Below are 13,651 nucleotides of genomic sequence, written 5' to 3'. Positions count from 1 at the left end.
TCCTACATAAGGGGGCGGGGCTGGTTGTGGTTTAGAACGCCGGCAGCACCGCGCCCTGGTACTTCTGCTCGATGAACTGCTTTACTTCCGGGCTGGTCAGCGCTTTCGCCAGCTTCTGGATGCGCGGGTCGTCCTTGTTGTCCGGACGCGCCACCAGGTAGTTCACGTACGGCGAATCCTTGTCCTCGATCAGCAGCGCGTCCTTGGTCGGGTTGAGGCCCGCGGCCAGCGCGTAATTGGTGTTGATCAGGGCGAGATCCACTTCGTCCAGCGTGCGCGGCAGCATCGCCGCTTCCAGCTCGCGGAACTTCAGCTGCTTCGGATTCGCGGTGATGTCCTTCAGCGTGGACAGCTCGTTGCTCGGATCCTTCAGCGTGATGATGCCGTGCTTGGCCAGCAGGAGCAGGGCGCGACTATTGTTGCTAGGGTCGTTCGGCAGGGTGACGGTGGCGCCGTCGGGCAGCTGGTCGATCGCCTTGAGCTTGCGCGAGTATGCGCCGAACGGCTCGATGTGCACGCCCGTCACGATGGTCAGGTTGGTGCCGCGCTCGCGGTTGAACGCATCGAGGTAGGGCTTGGTCTGGAAATAGTTGGCGTCGATCGACTTCTCCAGCACCTGCGTATTGGGCTGGACGTAGTCGGCGAACACCTTGACCTCCAGGTCCACGCCTTCCTTCGCCAGGATCGGCTTGACCTGCTTGAGGATCTCCGCGTGCGGCACGGCGGTGGCGGCGACCACCAGCTTCTGGCCGGCTGCTTCACCACCGCCGTTGGACGAAGAACAGCCCGCCAGCAGGAGCAGGCCGGAAAGAATGGCAATGAGCTTATGCATCTTCGTCATGACGGAAGGTTTCTGTGATGCGGCGCAACAGAATAGCCGTCCATACCGCCGGATGCAAAAACGCGTCACTGGTGACGCGTGTAATGCGCCACGATGCGGTCGCCCAGCATCTGCAGTATCTGGACCAGCACGATGAGCAGCACCACCGTGACCAGCATGTAGTCCGACTTGTAGCTGAGATAGCCGTAACGGTAGGCCAGGTCGCCCAAACCGCCGGCGCCGATGGCGCCACCCATGGCGGTATAGCCCACCAGCGCGATGGCAGTGACCGTGGTGCCCGCAATCAGGCCTCCGCGAGCCTCCGGGAGCAATACATGTCGCACGATCTGCCAGGTGCTGGCGCCCATCGCCTGGCTGGCCTCGATCACGCCGCGCTGCACTTCGCGCAAGGCGGTTTCCACCAGGCGCGCGAAGAACGGCGCGGCGCCGATCACCAGCGGCGGGATCGCGCCACGAATGCCCAGCTTGGTGCCTACCAGCACATAGGTGAGCGGCATCAGCACGATCATCAGGATGATGAAAGGGATCGAGCGCAGGATGTTCACCACCAGCGAAAGGATGGCGTACAGCTTGGGCATGGCGCGCAGCTGGCCCTTGCCGGTGAGGTAGAGCAGCACGCCGAGCGGTAGGCCGATCGCCACGGTGAGCAGAAGCGAGCCGCCCAGCATCAGCAGGGTGTCGATGCAGGCGCGGCCGATCTCGCTCCAGTCGTCGATGTTGGGAAACAGACTCTGCAGCGGCGAGTTCATGCGCGGTTCTCCGGCGACAGCGTGGTGATTTCTTCGACTTCGATGCCCGCCTGGCGCAGGCTGGCCAACGCCTCGTCGACACGGGCGCCCTGCATGGCCAGGGTGAGCTGGCCGTAGGGCAGGTTCTTGATGCGATCGATGCGGCCGGCGAGGATGTTGAAATCCACGTCGGTTTCGCGAGCCACGCGCCCCAGCGCCGGCGTCCAGGTGGCTTCGCCGCGGAACGACAGGCGCAGGATGCGTCCGGGCACGTTCGCGAATGGTGCCTGTTCGCCGGCAGCCTCCTCGGGCAGCGCCTCGTTGACGAAGCGACGCGTGGTGGGGTGCTTGGGATGCAGGAACACATCCGCCACCGCGCCGCTCTCCACGATGGTGCCCGCATCCAGCACGGCCACGCGATCGCACACGCGCCGCACCACGTCCATTTCGTGCGTGATCAGCACGATGGTCAGCTTCAATTCGCGATTGATCTCCGCCAGCAGGTCGAGCACCGCGGCGGTGGTCTGCGGGTCGAGCGCACTGGTTGCCTCGTCGCACAGCAGGATCGACGGCCGGTTGGCCAGTGCGCGCGCAATGCCCACGCGCTGCTTCTGGCCGCCGGACAGCTGCGAAGGGAACTTGTCGGCATGGGCGCTCAGCCCCACGCGGGCGAGCAGTTCGTCCACCCGACGGCGAATGACCTCCGCATCGCGCTCGCCGGCGAGGCGCAGCGGGAAGGCGACGTTTTCCGCCACCGTCTGGGAAGCCAGCAGGTTGAAGTGCTGGAAGATCATGCCGATCCGTTGGCGCTTCTCGCGCAGCTGCGCGTCGCTCAGCATCGTCATGTCGGTGCCGTCGACCAGGATGTGGCCGCCGCTCGGCCGCTCCAGCAGGTTGATCAGACGTATAAGCGTCGATTTGCCGGCGCCCGAATGGCCGATGATGCCGAACACCTCGCCGTCGACGATGTCGAGGTCGAACGCGTGCAGCGCGGGAACATCCTTTCCGTCGACGCGGTAGGACTTGTGGACGGCCTGGAATCTGATCACGGGATACCTTCGTGCAAACCGGAGGCGGGCGCCTTGGGGACGGGTGCCGGCAGGCCGGCGGCTGCCAAGCATAAGACAACTGGCGTTGCCGGTCCGAAACCGCCCTCAAGTTGGTGCCGAAACTGCCGATAAGCGGTGCTGCGACAAAGAGCTGGGGGGCTCGGATGATCCGCTACACGATCAAGGTCCGCATGGGATTGCGGCTAGGGCTGGTGCTGTTGTTCCTGGTGGTCACCGGTTTGGTGGGGCTCTATGGCATCGATCGTGCGAATGCCAATACGGATGAGGTCTACAGGGAAGCCAGCAGCGTGTTCGCCCAGCTGCAGGCCGGGCACCCCGATCTTTCGCTGACGGCCGCGCGCCAGTCGCTGGAGGCGGGCGCGCAGAAGCATGCCGCGCAAGGGCACGACATCCGTAACGTGGCGCTGGGCGTCGTGCTCGCAGGCCTGCTGCTTTCGGTGATCTTCGACGGGATCTTCGTGCGATCGGTGACGGTCCGCCTGCGCGACGCGCTGGCGCTGGCGCGCATGGTGGCCGATGGACGCCTCGACAACCGCATTCCCGCGCTCTATTCCGACGAGATCGGTGAATTGCGCGCTGCTTTCCGTGACATGGACGAGCGCCTGGCCAATGTGATCCGCAAGGTGCGCGACGGCGCAGGCGCCGTCAACGTCGCCGCGCAACAGCTGGTGAAGGACAACCAGGGCCTGTCGGGCCAGCTGAGCGAGGATGCCAGCGGATTGCGCGACACGGCCGAAGACATGGATGCCGTGTCCGCGTCGGTGGAGGAAACCGCCGAGCATGCGCGCCACGCCGACCGGCTCGCCGCCGATGCGCGCGTGTGCGCGGAGGACGGCGGCGAGGTGGTGTCGCAGATGCAGCAGGCCATGGTCGCCATTGGCCATTCCAGTGGGCGCATCGACGACATCGTGGGGCTCATCGACGCCATCGCGTTCCAGACACGCCTGCTCGCGCTCAACGCCGCCGTGGAGGCGGCACGCGCGGGTGAGCATGGTCGTGGATTCGCCGTGGTGGCAGGCGAAGTGCGCGATCTCGCCCAGCGCTGCACGGTGGCGGCGGGCGAGATCAAGCAGCTGATCGCCGACAGCCGCGAAAAGATCGCGGATGGTACGCAGCTCGCGAGCCGTTCCGGCGACACGCTGGCCAGGATCGTGCACAGCGTGCGCGAATTGACCGACGTGGTCGGTCATATCGCCCGCGCCAGCGCACAGCAATCGCATGGCGTGGGGAAAGCCAGCATGGCGCTCAACCGGATCGACGAGGCGATGCGCGCCCATGAGTCGCTGCTGCGCCAGGCCAGCGAGGCCAGCCGGCACATGCTCGCGCAGGCCGATGGCCTGGCGGACAACGTGGCTTATTTCACTTTCACGCGCGCCTGATCGCCGTCCGGCGTTTCGTCGCTCATCGTCAAGGGGCTCCTCGATGGAACAGCACTACGACTTGGTCATGGTGGCGTACTCGTTCGTGATCGCCACGCTCGCGGGCTACTGCGGCATCGAAATGACCGCGCGCATCCGCGCCGCCGCGCCGGAAGAAAAAGGGCGCTGGATCATCGCCGGCGCCTTTGCATTCGGCACCGGCGTGTGGTCCATGCATTTCATGGGCATGGCGGCGCTCACGCTGGGCGTGCCGGTGAGCTTCGATCTGTGGATCACGGCCGCTTCATGGCTGGTGGCAGTCGTGGTGAGCGCGATCGGCTTCTATGTCATCCGCGACGGCGTGCGCCTGCTGAGCTGGCTGGTCGCCTCGGTGCTGATGGCTGCCGGCGTCTGCCTCATGCACTACGGCGGCATGTATGCCATGCGCATGTTGCCGGGCATCGAATATCGCCCGGTGCTGTTCTGGACATCGGCTGCCATTGCGTTGGGCGCGAGCGGCGCAGCGCTGCTGATCATGACCTGGCTGCGCGCCAGTCATCGCTGGACGCACGTGGCGATGCGGCTGGGAGCGGCCCTGGTGATGGCCGTGGCGGTCACTGGCATGCATTACACCGGCATGGCGGCAGCCATTTTCGCGCCGGGCGCGTATTGTTCGCCTTCCAACGAATTGAGCGATGCCTGGACTATTCTCGGGTTGGTGATGGCAGGCACGGCCGCGGTGAGCCTGTCGCAATGGTGGGCGCTGCTCAAGTAAGCGGACGCACCGGCGCGGTATGGCGATAGACTGGGCCCCTCTGTCCGAGGATTCATCGCGATGACTTCCGTCTACGACTTCTCCGCCCGCGACATCGACGGCAACGAGCGCTCGCTCGCCGAGTACCGCGGCAAGACCCTGCTGATCGTGAACGTGGCCTCCAAGTGCGGGTTCACGCCCCAATACACCGGACTGGAAGCGCTGTGGCGAGATGATCGCGACAAGGGCCTGGTGGTGCTCGGTTTTCCGTGCGACCAGTTCGGTCATCAGGAGCCGGGTGATGAAGCGGAGATCCGCAACTTCTGCTCCACCAGCTATGACGTGACCTTCCCGATGTTCGCCAAGATCGAAGTGAACGGCGAGGGCGCGCATCCGCTCTACAAATGGCTGAAGAGTGAAGGCAAGGGCATCCTCGGCAGCGAGGGTATCAAGTGGAACTTCACCAAGTTCCTGGTCGACAGCGATGGCCAGGTGGTGAAGCGCTATGCACCCACCGATACGCCGGAAAAGATCGGCAAGGATCTAAGAGCCCGTTCACTATCGCCGCATGGCCCGCGTTGACCAACTGCGTCCGCTTCCTGGCGGGCGCAGATGGTCAACCCTCCGGGCCGGGTCTGTTTGCCCGCACGCCGGCGTCATCACTCGGTTGTGTATCGACATACATGCCCTCGTTCTTGCTTGGCCTGCGGGCACACAGTTCCCGGCGCGGGCTATGCGGCGATGGTGAACGGGCTCTAGGGCTCAGTTGGCCGGATGAGTGGCGACGCTCGGCGCTGATACCGGTGCGGCGACGCGGTTTCGCAGCCCGGCCAGCATGACGGCGATCGCGTCGATGTCGCGCGTGGCGCTGGGTGCGCCTGCCGGCGGGTTGTAATTGTTGAGCATGATGGCGAACGCAAGTCGTTCGCCATCGCCCGTGGTGACATAGCCCGCGAGGCAATGCACGTAGCTCATGCTGCCGGTCTTGGCGCGCAGGTTGTTCTGCGCCGGCGTGTTGCGCATGCGCCATTGCAGGGTGCCGTCCACTCCGGCGAGCGGCAATGCATCCTCGAGCGTTGCGGCATAGGGCTGGGTAGCGAGGAAGGCGAGCAGTCGGGCCATCGCATTGGGCGTGGCGAGATTGCGGCGGGACAGGCCGCTGCCTTCCTCGATCACGCTGGCGCCCGGTGCGATGCCCACGCGTTCGAGCAGCTGCTGCATGGCACGAATGCCCCAGCGCTCGCTGGTGATGAAGCCGGTGTCGCCGTTCTGCTGCACGGCATCGGCCTGCGCCTTGACGCCGGCGAGCAGCAGAAGGTTCTGCAGATAGAGGTTCTGCGAACGCTTCAGGCCGCGTCCGAGGATTTCTCCGATCGGTGGCGACAGCACTTCGGCGAGCGTGCGCGGCTGCGCATCAAGCAGCGTATCGCGGCGAGGCCATTGGACCGACACTACCTTGCCATCGAGCTGGATGCCGTGGCGCGCCAGCGCCTGCTGCAACAGCATGCCGGCGAAACGCGCGGGATCGGGCACCGCGAGCTTGTAGGTCTGCGCAGGCGATTTGGCGGGTACGTTGCCGAAGGCATACAGCACGGCATCGCCGGGCGCGCGGTAGAGATTGACGTCGGCGCGCGAATGCACTGCGCCCGTCGTGACTTCGCTGATCACGCTCGGTATGGCGTCGCCCGGATCGAGACTGACGCTGGCCGCCATTCCCGCGGCGGCGGCAGGCGTGATGGTCACCTCCACCTGGTTCTCGCGCACGCTCAGCGCAGTGGCCGGCACCGCAAACCAGCTCTGTAGATCGATCGCCTCCCAGCCGGTGCCCATCGCCGGGCTCGCGAAATACGTGGCGTCCGCCACCAGGTCGCCGTGCACCTGGCGCAGGCCTTGGGCGGCCAACTGCGTGGCGAGCTGGTCGGCCCACTGCGCCGTGGAGGTATCGGCGCCGAGCGTGGGGTCGCCCATGCCGTAGAGCACCAGCGGGCCGTTGAGGCGGCCGTGGCGAATGTCGCTGGTCGCCAATACGCGGGTGGGAATGCGGTAGTCGGGGCCAAGTTCGCTCAACGTCACGGCGGCCGTGAACAGCTTGGAGGTCGAGGCCGGCTGGAACAGCTGATCGGCGCGATGCGCGTAGACCGTGCGTCCGCTGTCCAGCGAGATCACCGAAATGCCCCAGTCCGCTCCGGCGAAGCGCGGCTGTGCGATCAGGCTGTTGATCTGATCGGACAGCGACACCGAGGGCGCCGATGGAGGCTGTACGCCCCGTGGCGCCTCTTCCGAGGCCCATGACGAGGTCGCCAGGCAACCGATGGCTGCGCCGAGCGTGATGGCGATAGTGCGGCGAAACAGAGGGTGCAACGTGCCCATGCACGAAGTATCGCCAATCCGGCGCGCCGGTGCCTACCGGCGGGGTCTGTTACCCTTGGCGTTCGCGCCAGCGTCAGCGGGCGCTTCCTTCCCCAATCGAGAACGTCATGCAGATCGCACAGAATTCCGTGGTTTCCTTCCATTACACGCTGACCGACGACCAGGGCCAGGTGCTCGACAGCTCGGAGGGTCGCGAGCCGCTCGTCTACCTGCAGGGCGTGGGCCAGATCGTGCCGGGCCTGGAGAAGGCGATGGAAGGGCGCCAGGTGGGTGATCAGTTCAAGGTGAACGTGGCGCCGGAAGAGGGCTATGGCGTGCATCACGCCGAGCTGGTGCAGGAAGTGCCGCGCGAGGCTTTCCAGGGCGTGGAAGACATCCAGCCGGGCATGCAGTTCCAGGGCCGTGGTCCGCAGGGTGTCATCAATGTCACCGTGACCAAGGTCGAGAGCGACAAGGTGCACATCGACGGCAACCATCCGCTCGCGGGCCAGACCCTGCATTTCGACGTCGAAGTGACCGACGTGCGTCAGGCCAGCGAGGAGGAACTCGCCCATGGCCACGTGCACGGCGAAGGTGGCCACCACCACTGAGTGGTCGATGGAGCGCCGGTGTGATGGCCGGCGCTCCGGTTCTCAGGCGACGCACCGCACGGGCGCGCCGTCAGCATGCGCAGTGCGCATTTCCTCTTGCCGTCACGGGCTGTCCGCCGCCGCCACGCTGCCGTCAGCCGCGAGCTTGACGCCCAGCGCCTTCGAGATGTTTCCCCATACCTGGCCGCGACTGCGCAGCGCGAGCACGCCTGGCATCTGTGCAGGACCGTAGGGCGCCATGATCGCGCCGCCGTTCAACACCGCTTCGATCTGCGCCGCCGTTGGCTGTGTGATCTGCGCCTTGGCGAGGGCCGCCTGCGCAAGCGCAAGCGCCATCCTGACGTTGTCGTAGCCCAGCTTGCCGGTTTTCGGCGTGAACGACGTTGGGGCGGAGGACTTGCCCGAGGACGAGGGCATGACCAGCGTGATTCGGCTTCCGTTGAGCAGGCCCTCGACAAGGGCGTGCGCGTTGCTGCTCGATCCGGCGAAAGCCGTATAGGCGTCCGTCAGCGCGTCGCTTTCCCGATCGCCGGGGGCGGCAGCGGAAAGATCGGCCGCCGATGCGTAGAAGCCACTCATGCAAAGAACCACGGCCATGCCCAGCGATGAAAACAGCTTTACGCGCTTTTTCATGGTGCGCCTTTGGAGGATGGGTCGCGCTCCCATGGGTTGCTCGGGAGCCTGAAGACTTCGCAACGGCGATGCGGTGCTGCAGCACAACACAGGGCGCGAGATCGCCCGGGCGTCGGATAGTCGCCCAACAATCGCGGGGAGGAAAGGGTCACGGTTCTCAGGTTGGGCAAGGCGGCTTCAACGAAAGCGCCGATTCCTGACCGTTTGGCCATCCATTCTGTGTGCTGTATCGCATGACGAGCGGGTTCGAGGCTAGGGCGGCGACCATGAACGGAGCCCGCACGATTTCGTTGTCGTTTGGCGGCGATTCGGCCAGTGCGGGTCGCTTTGTGCGATGTTGCCTCCGCGCCGCACGCATCGATGCGGCGGTCCCGGCACGCGTTGCCGCGCGCCGAATCCTTTCACTGTATGGATGGAGCTCCCCATGAAGCGTCTGCTGATTCTCGCCGTCACGACGGCCGCATTGTTCGTCGGAAGTGGGATGGTCATGGCCAGTCCGCAGGAAGGTCATGGACATGGCGATGACAAGCATTGGGAGGATGGCGACCACGATCGTGGCCACAACCCCAAGGACGAGGGACGCCATGACAACGGCAAGCACAATGGCTGGTACAAGAAGGGCGATCGCCTGCCTGATCGCTACTACGCGCACGAGTACTACGTGACCGATTACGAGCACTATCACCTGCGCCGCCCCGATCCGGGCTATCGCTGGGTGCGTGCGGACGGTGGCCAGTTCTACCTGACGCTGGTTTCCAGCGGCGTCATCATCGACGTGTCCGGCGGCTACTGACCACATGTCGCGGAAGGGACGCCACCGTCGATTCGGCGGTGGCGTCTTGGTCAGTACCAGTCGAGCAGCGACAGGCCGATGCCGAGATACGTGGCGTTGTGGTTGTAGTCGATCATGCTCTCGCCATAGCCCTTGAACAGCTCCATGTAACCGCGCAGGTTGCCGGCGATGGGAAAGGCCCAGGTGAGTTGCGCGGCGCCATGGCTCTCGCTGCCGCCGCGCAGCGAATGGCGAAGCATCAGGCCGAATTCCTGCCCTTTCCATTCGCGGATGATCTGCATGTCGGCCCGGCCCATGTAATTGCTGATGTCGGGATTGTTGTCGTCCTTGCCACCTTCGGGTATGCGCCACCAGGGACGAATCGTCACCGTCCAGTTGTCGCGCTCGAAGCCGACGTAACCCATCACGCGATTCCAGCTGCGCGACAGCGGATCGGAGCGGCCGTTGGATTCATGGTTGACGCCGATGCCCAGCAGCCGTCCGTCCCAACCACCCACCTCGTAGTGGGTGTTGAACACCAGCATGGCCTCGGGTTCGTAATTCGTCTCGCGGAACGGCCTGGAGGTTTCCTTGTTGTATACCTGCCAGTGCGAGGCCTGCGTGTAACCCACCCACACATCGCCGGCGTCGCCGAACACGCCTTGCCACACCTTGGTCTTCAGGCTGATCTGGAACTTGCCCTCGATGTTGTCGAGGTTCTGCGGCGTGTTGACCGTGTTGATGGGATTGGGGCTATGCGGCTGGTCGTTCTGGTTGCTGGTGGCGAACACCGGCATGATCGTGATCGGCTTGTAGCCGCGCAGGTTGAACGTGCCGAGTTTGCTCTCGGGCGTCAGCTCCCATCGGCTGTCGAGCAGCGACAGCGATTTCACTTCCTCGGTGGCGGTGCCCGCTTGCGTCGGCGCGGGCGTTTCATGCCCGAAGACGTTGTTGCCCGTGGGCTTGGTTTCCTGCGCTGTCGTTTCGTTCTTCTTGCGCGCCGCGGGAAGGTTTTCACGCCCCGTGGCGCGGTCGTAGCAGGCGAGGCGCTGGGAATCGGTCTCGATGGCTGTGCAGGCGCGGATATCCATCGGATCCGGATTCTGCGCGTGGGCGGCGAGGGGCTGGCCGACAACAAGCATGGCGGCCACGCATAAGGTCAATCGCATCGATGGGCTCCATCCGCGTACTGCGCGACGCCGACAAGATCTTGGCGCGGCAATGCAATGAAGCGGGCCAGTCCAGCGACCGGCCCGCCTGGGGAGCGTCATCTTACTTGTTGTTGTTCAACCAACGCTCGTACTGCGCCTTGGTGATATGGCCGGTGTGCCCCTTGTCCACGTAAAGGAAGTCGTTGGCAAGGAGGGGATACGCAGCGGCCTGGTCTTCCGTGATGAAGCGCGAACCGCCCGACAATTGCTCGAAGCTGGGGGCGGGACCGGCGACGACCGGTGGCACGCTCGAATTGATGGTCACCTGGCCCTGCGGGCTGTTGACGTTGGCCTGCGTACCGGCCGGTGGCGGTGGCGTAGGCGTGGCGGCTGGCATGGTCGCCGCCGGCGCTGACGGTGCAGCGGAGGTGGCAGGCATGCTCGATGGCGGTGCGGCGGGCGCGGACGGCGGAGGCGGTGCCTGCGTGGCAGGCATCGGCGCAGCAGGCGCGGAGGGCGGAGGTGGCGGTGGCGTGGCCTGCGTCGGTGCCGCAGGGGCCGGCGGCGGAGGCGGTGGCGCTGTCTGCATGCCCTGGTCCTGGGCGAGCAGCGAACCGGCCACCGTCATCGAACCGGCGGCCAGGAGCGCGAGAAGGGGTTTGCGTGATTTCATCGTCGTTACTCCATGCCAGAATGCGTGGCTAGTGGACGGATGTGCGTGGAGCGGCGAACGTGGCGATATCGCGCTGCGAACTGCTCCCCGCTGGCCACCACGCTATCAAAGGCCCGATAAATGCCGCCTCAATACAGGCATCGTGAGCGCGTGAAGTCGTCGTTACCGTTGTCGATTCCTTCAGGCATTCCGCACGCTCGCTTAGCGCTTGCGCAGGCACAGCGGCTGCATCTCGCCGCACAGGGCCTTTTGCGCAAGCCGCGCGCCAAGGCGCGCCCGGCGGATGTGGTCGCCGCGATCTCACGGATGAATCTGCTCCAGATCGACAGCATCCATGTGATCGCGCGCAGTCCCTATATGGTGCTGCACTCGCGTCTGGGTGATTACGACCCCGCGTGGCTGGACGATGCATTGGCATCGGGGCGCATCGCCGAGTGCTGGGCGCACGAGGCGTGCTTCGTGCCGGCGTCCGATCTTCCCCTGCATCAGGCGTGGCGCATGCAGCGGTCGATGCACTGGGCTTACAAGCATGCGTCGCGCATGCATCGCGAACACCGCGAAGGCATGGACTCACTGCTCGCGCGTATTCGCGAAGGAGGCGCCGCGCGTGCTTCGGATTTCGAAAGCGAGCAGCGTAGCGCGGGTGGATGGTGGTCGTGGAAGCCGGAAAAGCGCTGGCTGGAGGCGTGGTTCGCGCTGGGCGAATTGATGGTCACGCGGCGCGAGCGTTTCCAGCGCGTGTACGACCTGGCCGAGCGCGTACTGGCCAAGCTCGATCCGCCGATGGATGCAGCGCTGATGCAGATGGACCATGCCGCGTTACGGCAGCGCTTCATCCTCGACAGCGTGCGCGCGCTCGGCGTGACGCAGGCGCGCTGGATCGCCGACTACTACCGCCTGAAGCCCGCGGTGACCGATCGCGAACTTGCACCGCTGGTCGAAGCAGGGCAGCTGCTCGCGGTGGACGTCGCCGACTGGAACGTGCCCGCCTATGTGCACCCCGATCACGCGGAACTGCTCGCGCAGGCGGCGGAAGGAAAGCTGCGCGGCACGTACACGACGTTGCTGTCGCCGTTCGATCCCGTCGTATGGGATCGCGCACGGGCGCAGGCGCTGTTCGGTTTCGAGTACACCATCGAGTGTTACGTGCCCGCGCCGAAGCGGCGCTACGGCTACTACGTGTTGCCCATCCTGCATCGCGGACGACTGGTGGGGCGCTTGGACGCCAAGGCGCACCGCGTGGAAGGCGTGTTCGAGGTCAAGGCCTTGTTCCTCGAGCCGGACGTGCAACCGAGCGAGCGCCTGCTCGCCGAGGTTGCCGAGGCGGTCGGTGCGACGGCGCACTGGCATGGCACGCCCAAGGTGCGATGGGGACGCACGCGCCCGGCGAGTGTTGCGGGCGCGCTGCGTGCGTTGTGGCGGGGGCGCTGAACCTAACCGCCCTTGCCGGATGATGACGCGGGCGTGGCCGGACTGACCGGGCCACAGGAGCGACCATGCAACGCCTGGCGCAGCGTCTGTGCCAGCGCCGTGCAGCGTCCACCCAGTTGCGGCCGCGTATTGGGATCCTGCGAGTCGCGCAGCAGGCTGTCGCGCATGGCCTCGTAATGCCCCTCGATCTGGTCCGGCGGATAGATCGCCGCGGTGCGGTGGCAGGCGACATAGCTGGCAAGGTAGTCGTCGCAGGCCGGTATCCCGGTGCTTCCGGTCGGGCCGGTGGCGGCGGCGGGTGCGCCGGTCGCGCCGGGCGCTGCCGTCCTCGATCGGGGTGCGGAGGTGCCCGTGCTCCGGGGCGACGTCGAGGTGGAGGCGCCCGTGTGTGATCTGCCGGTTGTCGTCGTGGTGGTCGTGGTGGTGGCGGTGGGCTGGCTGCTGCAGCCAGCCAGCGCGATGCCACCGCTGATCAGCGACAACAGGGCAAGGCGGGTACGACGGGACATCATCGAGCTTCTCCTTCTAATGGCCGGCCGGACGCCTCGACGGTCTCAGAGCCGTTGCGAGGGAAGAGACTTTCATACTCGTCCTACGCGGTAAAGACCGGATGAAATGAGAAGACGATGTGAAAACCGAGCTGCATTGCCGCGCCGTTATCTGGCATTCATTCAGTTTGAGAAAACGCCCTATTCGCCTTGTGACGATTGAACCGCTATGATGCGCGAACTGTGTCTGCCGGGGTCACCAGAGTTTTGTGACCCGATGCCGCCTGATCTCGATCTAGCCTCATCGCATCACCCCTAGGGTTTCCTTGCATACCAGTAAGTCGGCCCGCGCACGTTGCGCGAGTTGAGTCTTTTTTATCCCAAGAGGTGATTTACATGTCTGATCGTCAGATCGGTACCGTCAAGTGGTTCAACGACGCCAAGGGTTTCGGCTTCATCAGCCGTGACAATGGCCCGGATGTCTTCGTGCATTTCCGCGCGATCCAGGGCAACGGCTTCAAGAGCCTGCAGGAAGGCCAGAAGGTCTCGTTCAAGGTCGTGCAGGGCCAGAAGGGTCTGCAGGCTGATGAAGTGATCCCGCAGTAAAAAGCGTTATTCATAACGCAAAAGAAAAGCCAGGCAGCGATGCCTGGCTTTTTTATTTTCAATGCAAATGTCGTTGAAATGTGAAAATGCCTAAAGCCATTCACTTGCATTAAAGAAATCCGTTATGCTGGATTCACTGTGGTTGCTCGGTCACGTGCATGCCCGGTGCGCGACCCCTCCGGGTCC

The 13,651-nt window shown here is 64.9% G+C and carries 15 protein-coding genes; 7 read left to right on the top strand and 8 right to left on the bottom strand.

Annotated features, from left to right (window positions below):
* Positions 1 to 31: 31 nt before the first annotated feature.
* The 3 genes from CA260_RS14540 to CA260_RS14530 all read right to left on the bottom strand — a co-directional run bounded on the left by CA260_RS14540 (position 32) and on the right by CA260_RS14530 (position 2,618).
* Positions 32 to 832, bottom strand: coding sequence for a MetQ/NlpA family ABC transporter substrate-binding protein (locus tag CA260_RS14540; RefSeq protein ID WP_111984398.1), 801 nt, complete (start codon positions 830 to 832; stop codon positions 32 to 34).
* Positions 833 to 906: 74 nt separating this feature from the next.
* A complete protein-coding gene (locus CA260_RS14535) occupies positions 907 to 1,590 on the bottom strand; it encodes a methionine ABC transporter permease (protein ID WP_111983773.1) in 684 nt (227 codons plus the stop codon).
* Positions 1,587 to 2,618 (bottom strand): methionine ABC transporter ATP-binding protein, encoded by a 1,032-nt coding sequence (locus tag CA260_RS14530; RefSeq protein ID WP_111983772.1) that lies wholly within the window; start codon positions 2,616 to 2,618, stop codon positions 1,587 to 1,589. Before CA260_RS14530 ends, CA260_RS14535 begins: the two co-directional genes overlap by 4 nt.
* Positions 2,619 to 2,782: 164 nt before the next feature.
* Between CA260_RS14530 and CA260_RS14525 the strand changes: the two genes are divergently transcribed.
* The 3 genes from CA260_RS14525 to CA260_RS14515 are packed head-to-tail and all read left to right on the top strand — an operon-like array spanning position 2,783 to position 5,333.
* The gene (locus CA260_RS14525) at positions 2,783 to 4,018 is read left to right on the top strand and encodes a methyl-accepting chemotaxis protein (RefSeq protein ID WP_111983771.1); all 1,236 of its coding nucleotides are present in this window, start codon (positions 2,783 to 2,785) and stop codon (positions 4,016 to 4,018) included.
* Positions 4,019 to 4,061: 43 nt separating this feature from the next.
* Positions 4,062 to 4,772 carry an MHYT domain-containing protein gene (locus CA260_RS14520; protein ID WP_172461860.1) on the top strand — a complete coding sequence of 237 codons (711 nt, stop codon included), beginning with the start codon at positions 4,062 to 4,064 and terminating at the stop codon, positions 4,770 to 4,772.
* Between the two features lie 60 nt (positions 4,773 to 4,832).
* Entirely contained in the window at positions 4,833 to 5,333 is a 501-nt protein-coding gene (locus CA260_RS14515; RefSeq protein WP_111983769.1) for a glutathione peroxidase, read from the top strand.
* Between the two features lie 180 nt (positions 5,334 to 5,513).
* On the opposite strand, the gene dacB is transcribed toward CA260_RS14515, so the two are convergent.
* Entirely contained in the window at positions 5,514 to 7,121 is a 1,608-nt protein-coding gene (gene dacB / locus CA260_RS14510; RefSeq protein ID WP_111983768.1) for a D-alanyl-D-alanine carboxypeptidase/D-alanyl-D-alanine endopeptidase, read from the bottom strand.
* Positions 7,122 to 7,228: 107 nt separating this feature from the next.
* Between dacB and CA260_RS14505 the strand changes: the two genes are divergently transcribed.
* Complete coding sequence (locus CA260_RS14505) at positions 7,229 to 7,711, top strand: FKBP-type peptidyl-prolyl cis-trans isomerase (RefSeq protein WP_111983767.1); 483 nt, start codon at positions 7,229 to 7,231, stop codon at positions 7,709 to 7,711.
* Positions 7,712 to 7,813: 102 nt separating this feature from the next.
* Here CA260_RS14505 and CA260_RS14500 read toward each other — a convergent pair whose 3' ends face one another.
* Positions 7,814 to 8,344, bottom strand: coding sequence for a hypothetical protein (locus tag CA260_RS14500; RefSeq protein WP_111983766.1), 531 nt, complete (start codon positions 8,342 to 8,344; stop codon positions 7,814 to 7,816).
* 424 nt (positions 8,345 to 8,768) lie between these two features.
* On the opposite strand from CA260_RS14500, the gene CA260_RS14495 reads away from it, so the two are divergent.
* Entirely contained in the window at positions 8,769 to 9,137 is a 369-nt protein-coding gene (locus CA260_RS14495) for an RcnB family protein (protein WP_172461859.1), read from the top strand.
* A gap of 50 nt (positions 9,138 to 9,187) precedes the next feature.
* Here CA260_RS14495 and CA260_RS14490 read toward each other — a convergent pair whose 3' ends face one another.
* Positions 9,188 to 10,285: a phospholipase A gene (locus CA260_RS14490; RefSeq protein ID WP_111983764.1), complete on the bottom strand. Its 1,098-nt coding sequence runs from the start codon at positions 10,283 to 10,285 to the stop codon at positions 9,188 to 9,190.
* A gap of 103 nt (positions 10,286 to 10,388) precedes the next feature.
* A complete protein-coding gene (locus CA260_RS21195) occupies positions 10,389 to 10,940 on the bottom strand; it encodes a hypothetical protein (protein ID WP_172461858.1) in 552 nt (183 codons plus the stop codon).
* A 306-nt stretch (positions 10,941 to 11,246) separates the two neighbouring features.
* Here CA260_RS21195 and CA260_RS14480 point away from each other — a divergent pair, with 306 nt between their 5' ends.
* Positions 11,247 to 12,371, top strand: coding sequence for a winged helix-turn-helix domain-containing protein (locus CA260_RS14480; RefSeq protein ID WP_238149771.1), 1,125 nt, complete (start codon positions 11,247 to 11,249; stop codon positions 12,369 to 12,371).
* Positions 12,372 to 12,373: 2 nt separating this feature from the next.
* Here the strand turns inward: CA260_RS14480 and CA260_RS14475 are convergent, their stop codons facing one another.
* Positions 12,374 to 12,883 carry a hypothetical protein gene (locus CA260_RS14475; RefSeq protein ID WP_238149770.1) on the bottom strand — a complete coding sequence of 170 codons (510 nt, stop codon included), beginning with the start codon at positions 12,881 to 12,883 and terminating at the stop codon, positions 12,374 to 12,376.
* Positions 12,884 to 13,255: 372 nt separating this feature from the next.
* Between CA260_RS14475 and CA260_RS14470 the strand changes: the two genes are divergently transcribed.
* Positions 13,256 to 13,465, top strand: coding sequence for a cold-shock protein (locus CA260_RS14470; RefSeq protein ID WP_038616297.1), 210 nt, complete (start codon positions 13,256 to 13,258; stop codon positions 13,463 to 13,465).
* Positions 13,466 to 13,651: the final 186 nt, after the last annotated feature.

The sequence above is a fragment of the Dyella jiangningensis genome (genome assembly GCF_003264855.1).
GTDB classification, from domain to species: Bacteria; Pseudomonadota; Gammaproteobacteria; order Xanthomonadales; family Rhodanobacteraceae; genus Dyella; species Dyella jiangningensis_C.
This window is presented reverse-complemented; position numbering and strand designations above follow the sequence as displayed.